Raw genomic sequence first — 10,923 nt, 5'->3', positions numbered from 1 at the left:
TGGAATAAGCGAAAGTTCTTGCAGGGATAGAGGAAGATCCCTGTGCTTTCGTTCAAAGTCAGGAATGATTGTAGGCATGATCTATCCACGAGGAAATAGACATGAGGCAATAAACAGTGAAAAAATGCGTTGGAACAACGAAATTTTGTAACAGTGGGTTACAAGTAAAGCAATTTCTAGAGGGAAAAACAACAGGAAATGTAATATTTGTATGAAAAAATATTACCTACTGTGGTTTTTTCGAAAACATTTTCCCAAACGCCGTGCACCGTCGAACTCTGGAGGATAACGCCGCCGTTATTGGAGGCTGGACCGACGGGGACGACGTATCAGCGGAGCGTTCCCGGCGCCGTAAGGTATGACGCAAATGTTTGAAAGCACGGCCCGATGCTTCACGCAGGAAGCCCAGGATGCCAGGTAGCGAGCGCAGGTTATAAGCAACAATGCCCCAGCGTTCGCGTCGTTCGCTCATCCAGGTCTTCTTGTATGCGTCATCACCGATCAAGTAATCGATTTCGCTTACCTCGTCGATTTCCATCACATGCTGGACCAGCATCGCAGTCACCAGGGTGCCCGGCGAGAATTCCTTGAATCCTTCGTCATAGGCCACTTTATAGATCTCGGCCCGCCCGTGACCCACGATCCATGCCTGGGCCGCGACCGGCTCGCCGTTCAGCCTGGCCAGACCAAGGCGCAGCATTCCCTTCTCAGCGCAGGTCTGCAGCAGGCCCGGCATGAACTCCTTGAACGGTTCAGGATTTTTCCAGCTGGCGGCATACACTTTTTCATAGGCAGCGATGGCCTCGGGCATGTCTTCGGGACGGGTCACCACTTCCAGCACACCGCCTTCACCTGCGAATTTCTTGCCCATCCTTTTGATCGTGCTGCGCAGGTTGCTCTTGCGCTCTGCAAGATAGTCAGGCCAACTGCCGCGTACCGGCTCGTACCAGTTGCCGAACGCAAAGTACTCGAACGGAAACCAGCGTCCAAGGGCGAGCGCTTCCAGCAGGACGACGTAGGCATGCGACCCATGCGCCATTGGCGCCAGCATCAACGATCCCAGGCATGAGAAATCCGCGCGCAGTTTGTCGAGCAGGGGAACGAGGTCCGCACCTTTCGTATTCGGCGCCAGGACCGGTTCATATAGTGTCGTGTAGTAGTTGCTGAGCGAATGTGCAGTCCAGCCAATGCGCGCACGCTCGATCCGCAGCGGCAGCACCGCAACTGGCTTATTCGAGTGCCGCAATACGTACAAGCGCAAACCCCCGTGATCCCGATACACCGTACGCACGAGGTTGCGGTACCAGTCGAGTCCAAAGCCGATGTTGCGCGATTCGGCCGTTTGCAGGAAGGCGCACGCATCGGGTGGCAACGCGTCAAGGCTCGCGTACACCTCGACAACACTGTCGCAAGAGTGGTCACGCGGCTCATCTTCGCTACGGCGTGCGCGCAGGCGGCGCGGCCCGTGCCAGGCCTGGAAAGCGAGATGCACGACCTCCACTGCACGATTCCGGAACAGGCTCAGGTGTTCGATCCAGCGCGACCCGTCCGCCCATTCGAGCTGGTCGGCGCTGGCGTCGGTACAGAACTCAATCCTGCCGCCAGGGAAACGGTTGAAGGCGTGCTCGATCGCCGCGCGCAACAGCAGGCGACCAGGCGCATAGCGCGCAAGGTCCTCGTCGTATGAGGTTTTGAGCATCACCAGCGTGCCGTTTTCTGACAAGGCAAAGCGCGATGCCGCCAAGCGGTTTCCCAGCCACATCTCGTAGACCGCCGCACGCCCACACTGCGCAGCGGCGCGCAACAGGTCCTCATAGAAGCGGTACTGTTCACGCGTCGAGTCCAGCGCCGTGCCGCGCCTGCCTTTCCAGCCGGCGCCTTCCAGCCGTGCATAGCGATCAAGCGCCGCCCCGACCTGGTCCGGCTCCGTCACCATAACCAGGCGCGGCTCCAGTTTGTCCTCCTCGGCACGCCGCGCGTAGCGGCGCAGGTTGCCTGCCAAGCTGCGTGGACGCCCGGCCCAGTAGTCGGAAAAACTGCCTTCCAGGGAAACGCTCATGGTGAGCGCGTGCGCCATCCGCCGTGCTGCACGCGGCGCCGCGTCAAGTACGTCGTTCGAATGAGGATCGTTGCACAGCAAGTCGAGCTGCAAGACCTGGCCCGGCAGGCTGGCGACCAGGCCATCGAGCATGGCCGCTTCGGGCACCAGGGTCGGTCCCAGCTGGCATTGAGCGGGCAAGAAGCTTTGCCACATGAAGCGATTGCGTCGGCGCAGGATGGCCATGGCGCGTATGGTTCCACTGTCTTCCAGGGCGACCAGGAATTCCCCCCCGTTCCCGAATTCGCGCAGCAGGCCCTCGACAAATAAACTGGACAGCAGAGGATGGTTGCCGAAATGGCGAAGGTTCAGCGCATCCCATTCTGCCTTGTGGTGTCCAAGTCCATCCTGGAGCGGGATAACGTTCCAGCGCCTCATGCCAGCACCTTGCACGCGAGCGTCGTCATCCAGTCCATCTGGGCATCGGATAGCCCCTGGTGGCAGGGCAGGTGCAGCAAGCGGGTGCGATACCGGCTGGCCACGCCGCAGTCGGACAGCGCCATGTCATCCCAGCGCCAGATCGGCATGCCGGCCTGCTTGAGCAGGAAAAAATCGGGGTCTGGACGTGAAATAAGCATGGGAAACATATAAGGAGCACAGGACTCGGGCAGCTCAGGCTGGAATGCGCGTGCATGCTGCAAACACCGCAGGACGTCCACCCATTCTCGGTAGCGTCGGCGCCTTTGGGCGGCGATCGCTTCCGGCCGGGCGCGACCGACCAGCCAGCGTGTGAGCTGAAGGGAATCGCGCCGCTCCAGTGCGCGGTCATAGTAGTGCGAGGGCTGGTCGTCGTGCGCGCGGTGTTCGGCGCCACGGGCCATGCCTGGGGGCGCGACCGCCGGTGCAGGCAGGACGGCATCGCGACGCAATCCCATCTGGCGCAAGGCCTTGAGCTCGGCCATGAAGCCTGCGCCCGCGCCCTGGGATGGGAGCGAAGCTGGGTCGCCCCATAGCATGCCGCCGTCCGGACAAGGGAAGTATTTATAGGGACTGGCGACTACCAGGCGCGCATCAGGGCAGCCGGCAGCCACGCGGCGCTGCGCGACCATCCAGGCATGCGCGCAGTCTTCCACCAGCAGCAGGCCGTGGCGCCGGCACAGCGCATCGAGCGCGTCCATGACCTGGGCCGGCTGCTCGAAGCCGAAATAATGGGTCACCAGCAGCGCGCGCGCGCCGGCGCCGCTGGCGCCAAGCAGGCGCTCGATACTGGCCAGGTCTGGGACCAACCGCTCATCCAGTGCGTACAGGGCCACGCCGGCGCCCAGCGCCAGGGCCGGGTCAAGCATGGTGCGGCAATGGTAGGAGGGAGCCAGCACAACTGTGTCCGGGCCCAGGCCGGCGGCCTGGAAGGCCGCATGCAGCGCGTAGCGGCCACGCGCGAAGCGGCGCACTCCGCGGCCATCCAGCAGCCTGGGAGGTACCCGGTCGGAGGCACTGCCGGACAGCTCCCGCATGCCGGCCGCCGGCAGCAGCGGCACCCGCGGCGGCGGAAAACCGCAGCCGCTGGGGTCGAAACGGCAAATCTCAGGCATGCGGGGCTGCAGCCGGTCGCTGGCGGAACCACTGCTCCAGCATCATCAGTACCCACACCATGGTGCCGTGGTAGCCAGGGTGCTCCTTCAGGTGCTTGCCCAGCAGGTCATCGATGAACTCCGCGCGCACGATGCCGCGGCCGCGCAGGCTCGACAGGCTGTCGTAAGCCAGTTCCTGCAGCGGCTGGTGTTTTTCCAGCCAGACGCCGAAGGGCAGTCCGAAGCCGTGCTTCTGCTTGGTGATGATCTCGTCCGGCAGGAAACCGCGCAGCGCCTCCTTGAAGAACCAGCGCAGCTTGGTGCCGTTGAGCTTTTGCTTGGCCGTCAAGTGGGTCGAGAACTCGACCATGGCGTCGCTCAGGAAAGGGAAGGCGACGTCGACCCCGGCCAGCTCGCAGGCCTTGATCACCTTCGGCAGGTCGTTGTCGGCCAGGGTGACTTTCAGGTCGAGCGCCAGCATCTGGTTGATCAGGCTGGCCGACGGCTGCTTGCCATAGGCGTCGCGCAGGCTGGCAAGTGGCCCGTCGAGGTCGGCGCTGGCGAGGAAGTCGGCATCGAACACCTGCGCGGCGCCGTAGCGGCCCAGCAGATTATAAGTTTCGAGGCGGGCCGGCATCGGGACCGAGGCCTGCTCGATATAGCTGCGTGCCTTGCGGATCGGCTTGATCATGCCGCCACCCGGGAAGTTGAACACCGCCGGCTCGAGCAGGGCCTTGCGCAGCAGTCCCGGCAGCCTGTCGTACAGCGCGAACACGGTCTGCTTGGCATAGCGCTCGTTACCGCCGAACAGCTCGTCGCCGCCGTCGCCACCGAACATGCAGGTCACGCCGTCGCGCTTGGCCATCTGGGCGCAATAAAAGGCCGGCACCGCGGAGGCGTTGCCGAAAGGCTGGTCGAACACCGCGCCCATTTTCGGAATCGCGGCGACCACATCGTCCGGCGTCACATAGTATTCGTGGTGGTTGGTGCCGAAGTGGCGCGACGCCAGGCGCGCGTATTCCATTTCGTCATAGCCCTCGGCCTCGAAGCCGATCGAATAGGTGTCGGCCGGCTTGCCGCCGACCTGGGTCAGGATCCCGGCGATAGTCGAGCTGTCGGTGCCGCCGGACAGGAAGGCGCCGACCTTCTGGCCTTCGCTGGCCTGGCGCACGCTGTCCTTCAGGTGCTGCAGGAACTGTTCCTTGAGCGCCTCGAAGGACTGGCCCTGGCGTTCGTCGAAGCGGATCTGCCAGTAGGGGCGTTTTTCGATGGCGCCCTGGCGGTAGCGCAGGTACTCCCCCGGCAGCAGGCGCTGCTGGCCCTTGTACACGGTGCCGGGTCCCGGGACCATGTGGAAATAGACGTAGTTGTACAGGCCTTGCGGGTCGATCTGCCCCGGAGTGGCCGGGTGGCGCACCAGCGCGTCGCTCGAAGAGGCGAATACCAGGGTCTCGCCGGCCAGCTGGTAGACCAATGGCCGGGTGCCGGTGCGGTCGACCGCCAGCAGCGCTTCACCGCGTGCCTCGTCGAGGATGCACAGCGAAAACGCGCCGCCCAGGCGCGCGCAGACCGCGTCCGGGTCCTGGCGCCAGCCTGCCGCGAGTTCCGCGGCAAGTTCGTCGCCTGCGGACCGGGTGCCGGCCAGCTGCACCTGGCCCCATAGCGCCACGGTCAGCCCGTCTTGCTGGTAGACATGGCTGCTCGCAGGCTGGGCCGCGAGGGCAGCCGCGCTGCGCCGTCCGGCCACATGACGCACAGGCGTCGCATCGAAACGCCCCAGGGGGGCGGCCATCGTCGCCAGCAGGGCTTGGTTATCGCCAACACCGGCGCCGTGGCCCATCCATCCGCACAATCCGCTCACTGCACAATCTCCTTCTTGTTACACCAGCACTTCACGTGCGGCCGGGTGGCTCAGGAAGCCCCCCGGACTGGCAGTCAGGCCATAGGCGCCCGACTGGAATACCACGACCAGGTCGCCCGGCCCGGACTTGGCCAGTTCCATCTGGTTGGCCAGCAGGTCGAGCGGCGTGCACAGGGGGCCGACCACGGAAGCGACTTCGCGTTCGCCGCCGGCGACCCGGTTGCCGATCACGACAGGGTAATTCTTGCGAATGACCTGGCCAAAATTGCCCGACGCCGCCAGGTGGTGGTGCAGACCGCCGTCGGTAACCAGGAAAACCTCGCCGCGCGACTCCTTGCGCTCGACCACGCGGCACACGTAGATGCCCGCCTCGGCCACGAGGTAGCGGCCCAGTTCCATTACCACCTGGGCTTGCGGCAGGTCGCGCCGCGCATCGGGCAGGATCTCGCGCAGATGGGTACCCACCGCCGCCAGGTCGATCCGTTCTTCGCCCGGGAAATAGGGAATGCCGATGCCGCCGCCAATGTTCAGGGTCAACACCGGACCCGGCGCATCCTTGGCCAGGCGACGCGCCAATTCGAAGGTCTTGTCGTGGGCTTCCTGCAGCGAAGCCACCTTCAGGTTCTGCGAACCGCTGAAGATATGGAAGCCTTCGAACGCCAGCTTGAGTTCGCCGATCCGGCGCAGCATCTCGGGCACCCGTTCGGCGTCCACGCCGAACTGCTTGGGTCCGCCGCCCATCTTCATGCCGGACGACTTCAGTTCGAAATCGGGATTCACGCGCACCGCCACCTTGGCGGTGATGCCCAGCTCGCGGCCGGCCAGAGCGATGCGGTCGAGCTCGCCGAACCCTTCCACGTTCAGTATGATGCCGGCCGCGATCGCGCAACGCAGGTCGGCGTCGCTCTTGCCGGGACCGGCAAAGCTGATGCGTTCCGGCGGCATGATGGTGTCCAGCGCCACCTGCAGCTCGCCGCCGGAGGCGACATCGATGCCATCGACCAGGGTCGCCATGTGCTGGACCACGGCCGACATCGGGTTGGCCTTCATCGCGTAGTGCAGGTGGATTTCAGGCGGCAGGTGCTGGCGCAGGTAGGCCACGCGCTCGTCCAGGCGCGCGCGATCATAGGCATAAAAGGGGGTGCTGCCGACCCGGGCGGCAAGGCGCGCAAGCGGCATGCCGCCCACCACCAGGCTGTCGTCGACGACCTCGAACTGGGTCAGCGGCGCATGTTTCGGTCGCGGGGCGTTCATCGCGCCACCTCGGCGAAGATACCTTCGAGCTGGGTCGACAGCAGCTTGCGGTCGATCTTGCCATTCGGGTTGCGCGGCAGGGGGGCGTCCGACACGATGATCTTCGCCGGCAGCATATAGGCGGGCAACTGCGGTTTGAGCGCGGCCAGCAGTTCGTCGGCCAGCAGGCCGGTACCGTCCTTCGGATGCACCATCAACGCGATCGCCTGGCCCAGGGTCGGGTGGGTGACGCCGATCGCGGCCGCTTCGGCCACGTTATCGCGCGCATACACCACTTCTTCGACCTCGGTAGGGCTGACCCGGTAGCCGGAAGTCTTGATCATTTCGTCCTTGCGGCTAATAAAATACAGGAAGCCGTCCTCGTCGCGGCGCACGGTGTCGCCCGACCAGACCGCCAGTTCGGTGAGTACCAGCCCGTTGTGGATGGACTGCACCGGCTTGAAGCGCTCGGCGGTCTTGGCCGGATCGTTCCAGTAGCCGAGCGAGACCAGGGCCCCGCGGTGCACCAGTTCGCCGGGTTCGCCGGGCGCGCATTCGCTGCCGTCCGGGCGCAGCACCATTACTTCGGCGTTCGGGATCGCCTTGCCCATGGAGTCCGGGCGGCGCTCGAGTTCGGCCGGCGGCAGGTAAGTGGAGCGGAAGGCCTCGGTCAGGCCGTACATCAGGTAGGGCTGGGCCTGCGGCAGCACGCGGCGCAGGGCGCCCAGCGTGGCGCGCGTCATGGCGCCGCCGGAATTGGTCAGGTAGCGCAGCGTGCAGTTGGCCGGCCAGTCGAGCGCGGCCAGCTGGATCCATAGCGGCGGCACCGCCGCCAGGCCGGTGATGCGCTCGGCTTCTACGGCCTTGAGCACGTCGCGCGGCAGCAGGTGGTTGATCAGCACCACGGTCGCGCCCACGTGGAAGGCGGTGGTCAGCTGCGACATGCCATAGTCGAAAGACAGCGGCAGCAGGGCCAGGATGCGGTCCTGCGGGGTGTTGCCCAGGTAGCTTGCCACGCTTTCGGCGCCGGCCACGATATTGCGGTGCGACAGCACCACCCCTTTGGGCTTGCCGGTGCTGCCTGATGTATACAAGATGGCGGCCATGTCGCCGTCGATCGCGCGATGGGGGCGGTGCTCGCGTTCGCCGCCCTCGGCCAGGACCGTGCTCCAGGAAACCACCCTGATCCCTTCGATCTCCGGCAAGGTCGCCGCGCCTTCCGTAACGACGACGGTGTGCAGGGCTGGGCATTCGGCCAGGCTCGGGCCGAGCTGGCGCAGCCGCTCGGGCGAGGTGACCAGCACGCGCACGTCGCAATCCGCGGCGATGAAGGCCACCTGGTCCGGCTTGAGCAGCGGATTGACAGGGACGAAGACAGCGCCGGCAGCGGCTGCGCCGAACATCGATGTCACATTTTCAGTCCGTTTTTCCAGATAGACGGCGACCCGTTCGCCGCGCGCAAGGCCCAGGGAAAGAAGGGCCTGGGCGACTTGCCGGACTTCGGTGGCCAGGGTGGCGTAGTCAAGGCGACGGCTGCCATGGACGAGCGCCTCGGCGCCCGGGACGCGGTCGGCCGCGTCAAAAATGAATTCGTGGACGAGGTGGCTCATGGGGAGTATTGATGATGTCTTGGTGCTGTTTGCTGGTCATGCGGAACCGGTCGAACAATAGCACATTAACAAAAAATGATGCGATTTCATAACATTCTGTGTGCGGGTGTTGCAATGGCGCCTGACAATGAATCGTGTCGAGGTGGAAATAAGGTACCATCCGGATTCTTTCCCCCGTCAACTGCTCCATGCGCGACATCGTCATCACCCTGATCGTTCTCGGCTCCCTGCCGTTCGCCCTGAAGCGGCCATGGATAGGCGTGCTCATGTGGGTATGGATCAGTGTCATGAATCCGCATCGCCTGAGCTGGGGGTTTGCCTACGATTTTCCCTTTGCCGCCATCATTGCTGGAGTGACCCTGGTTGGCGTGGTCATCACGCGCGACCCGAAAAAGCTGCCGGTCACGCCAATTACAGTGACGCTCATCATGTTTACCTTGTGGATGAACTTGACAACACTGTTTGCGTTCTATCCGGAAAGCGCACAGGAAAGACTGTCACAAGTCAACAAAATTATGTTAATGACTCTGGTTACTGGCATGATGATCAAGACGCGTCGGCAAATTGAATGTCTAGCTTGGGCCTTAATGATTTCGATCGGTTATTACGGCACCAAGGGCGGCCTGTTCACCATCTTGACTGGTGGCGGCAACATTGTATGGGGTCCATCTGGGAGCCTCATCGAAGGTAACAATGAAGTCGCCTTGGCCTTCATTACTATCATTCCCATCATGTTCTACCTTCGGCTGGTATCACAGAATAAATGGGTACGGCGCGCGTTGGCTGTTTCGATGCCTTTGTGCGCGGCCGCTGCAATCGGTTCCTACTCGCGCGGTGCATTGCTTGGCGTCGCAGCCATGCTGTTCTTCCTGTGGATCAAAAGTCCGAAAAAATTGGTGCCAGGCATCGTAATGGTACTTATGATTCCTGTGGCAATTGCATTCATGCCGGACAAGTGGACAGAGCGCATGGATACTATCAATGAATACCAATCTGATGCGTCGGCGATGGGGCGTATCAATGCGTGGAAGCTGGCGGTCAATCTGGCTAATGACCGGCCACTGGTTGGAGGTGGTTTCGAACTTTGGAAAGGTCCTGTTTTCGCCAAATATGCGCCAGACCCGGAGGATCCACACGCGGCCCATAGCATCTACTTCCAAGCCTTGGGCGAACATGGTTGGGTGGGATTCCTGCTTTACATGACCTTGGGTTTCCTTACTTGGCGCAAAGGCTCCTGGATCATACGAAAGACCGAAAAACTACCTGAATTGCATTGGGCAAAAGACCTTGCGACGATGCTGCAGGTAAGCATGGTTGGGTTTTCCGTCGGAGGTGCGTTCCTCAGTCTCGTTTATTACGATGTACAGTATTACCTGATGATGACCATGGTAGCGACTGGTGTGCTCGTCGAGAAACATCTGGCCGAGCAAAAGACAGGAACCCAGCACAGCTTTCCTGATTCTCGCCAATCGTTGCGGCCCAAAGCAGTCACCGCCACCTGAGCTAACGAGCGAGCTTTCATGTCACTTTTCTATTCCGATCTGCCGACGGCCACTGGCGCCGCCTCCATTACTATGTATCCTTTGCTCAAGTCGATCCTTGCCCTCGGCAGCCCACGCCAGCGCCTGTCGATCCTGATCTTCCACCGCGTGCTGCCGCAAGCCGATCCCCTGTTCCCGAACGAGGTCGACGCCGCCCGCTTCGACCAACTACTGGGTCTGTTGACGGCCTGTTTCAATCTGGTCACGCTCGAGCAAGGCTTGGTGCAACTGCGCGCCGGCACCCTGCCCCCGCGCGCGACCTGCATCACCTTCGACGACGGCTACGCCGATAACGCCGAAGTTGCGCTGCCGATCCTGCGCCGCCATGGCGTGGCCGCTACCTTCTACGTGTCCACCGGCTTCCTGGATGGTGGACGCATGTGGAACGACACCATCATCGAACTGGTCCGCCGTGCGCCCGACCAGATCGACCTTGGCCGTGCCGGCTTTGGTGTGCTGCGCCTGGATTCGCTCAACAGCCGGCGCCATGCGATTGGCACCCTGCTCGCCAAGCTGAAGTACCTGCCATTGGCCGAGCGTCACGAACAGGTGGAGCTGCTGCGCGAACTGGTCGGCGTGGCGCTGCCGGACGACTTGATGATGACCGGCACCCAGGTGCGCCAGTTGCACGCCGCAGGCATGGAAATCGGAGGCCATACCGTCAATCATCCGATCCTTGCCCGGCTCGCGCCGGAACAGGCACGGCGCGAAATTTCCGACGGCAAGGAAGCACTTGAAGCGCTGCTGGGCGCGCCTGTGTACAGCTTCGCCTATCCCAACGGCAAACCAGGCCAGGATTACCTGGCCGAGCATGCTGACATGGTGCGCGCAGCCGGGTTCACCAGCGCGGTATCGACCTCGTGGGGCGCTGCCAGCCCATCGAGCAACTTCTACCAGTTGCCGCGCTTTACGCCCTGGGATCGCAACTGGATCCGTTTCGCCATGCGGCTGATGCAAAACATGCGGCGCGCGGGAGAGACAGCCTGAGCCACGCGCGCTGGACTGGACGGATGGGCACCGTGTACCATGGCATTCCGTCGTGCATGCACTTGCAGCCTTGGCGCCTCCC

At 62.9% G+C, this 10,923-nt stretch carries 7 protein-coding genes; 2 read left to right on the top strand and 5 right to left on the bottom strand.

All coding sequences use genetic code 11. The features are described from left to right. Window positions 1–226: 226 nt before the first annotated feature. From BM031_RS01165 to BM031_RS01145, 5 genes are read right to left on the bottom strand one after another with little or no spacing between them, the layout of a single operon-like run. Window positions 227–2,476: a GNAT family N-acetyltransferase gene (locus BM031_RS01165; RefSeq protein WP_091869973.1), complete on the bottom strand. Its 2,250-nt coding sequence runs from the start codon at window positions 2,474–2,476 to the stop codon at window positions 227–229. Next, window positions 2,473–3,630 carry a DegT/DnrJ/EryC1/StrS family aminotransferase gene (locus tag BM031_RS01160; protein ID WP_091869970.1) on the bottom strand — a complete coding sequence of 386 codons (1,158 nt, stop codon included), beginning with the start codon at window positions 3,628–3,630 and terminating at the stop codon, window positions 2,473–2,475. The genes BM031_RS01165 and BM031_RS01160 overlap by 4 nt, the downstream gene beginning before the upstream one ends. Beyond that, window positions 3,623–5,470, bottom strand: a complete 1,848-nt coding sequence (locus tag BM031_RS01155; RefSeq protein WP_091869967.1) for an asparagine synthetase B family protein — start codon at window positions 5,468–5,470, stop codon at window positions 3,623–3,625. The genes BM031_RS01160 and BM031_RS01155 overlap by 8 nt, the downstream gene beginning before the upstream one ends. Window positions 5,471–5,488: 18 nt before the next feature. After that, window positions 5,489–6,724 (bottom strand): pyridoxal-dependent decarboxylase, exosortase A system-associated, encoded by a 1,236-nt coding sequence (locus BM031_RS01150; RefSeq protein ID WP_091869964.1) that lies wholly within the window; start codon window positions 6,722–6,724, stop codon window positions 5,489–5,491. Beyond that, window positions 6,721–8,313, bottom strand: a complete 1,593-nt coding sequence (locus BM031_RS01145) for an acyl-CoA ligase (AMP-forming), exosortase A system-associated (protein WP_091869962.1) — start codon at window positions 8,311–8,313, stop codon at window positions 6,721–6,723. The genes BM031_RS01150 and BM031_RS01145 overlap by 4 nt, the downstream gene beginning before the upstream one ends. Window positions 8,314–8,501: 188 nt before the next feature. Here BM031_RS01145 and BM031_RS01140 point away from each other — a divergent pair, with 188 nt between their 5' ends. Together BM031_RS01140 and BM031_RS01135 are read left to right on the top strand one after the other, a co-directional pair. After that, window positions 8,502–9,815, top strand: coding sequence for a putative O-glycosylation ligase, exosortase A system-associated (locus BM031_RS01140; protein WP_091869959.1), 1,314 nt, complete (start codon window positions 8,502–8,504; stop codon window positions 9,813–9,815). Window positions 9,816–9,833: 18 nt separating this feature from the next. After that, window positions 9,834–10,841 (top strand): polysaccharide deacetylase family protein, encoded by a 1,008-nt coding sequence (locus BM031_RS01135; protein ID WP_229408354.1) that lies wholly within the window; start codon window positions 9,834–9,836, stop codon window positions 10,839–10,841. Window positions 10,842–10,923 lie beyond the last annotated feature (82 nt).

Origin of the sequence: Massilia yuzhufengensis, from assembly GCF_900112225.1 — a bacterium.
Lineage (GTDB): Bacteria > Pseudomonadota > Gammaproteobacteria > Burkholderiales > Burkholderiaceae_D > Telluria > Telluria yuzhufengensis.
The sequence above is the reverse complement of the archived record's forward strand: the minus strand, read 5'-3'. Positions and strand labels throughout refer to the sequence as shown.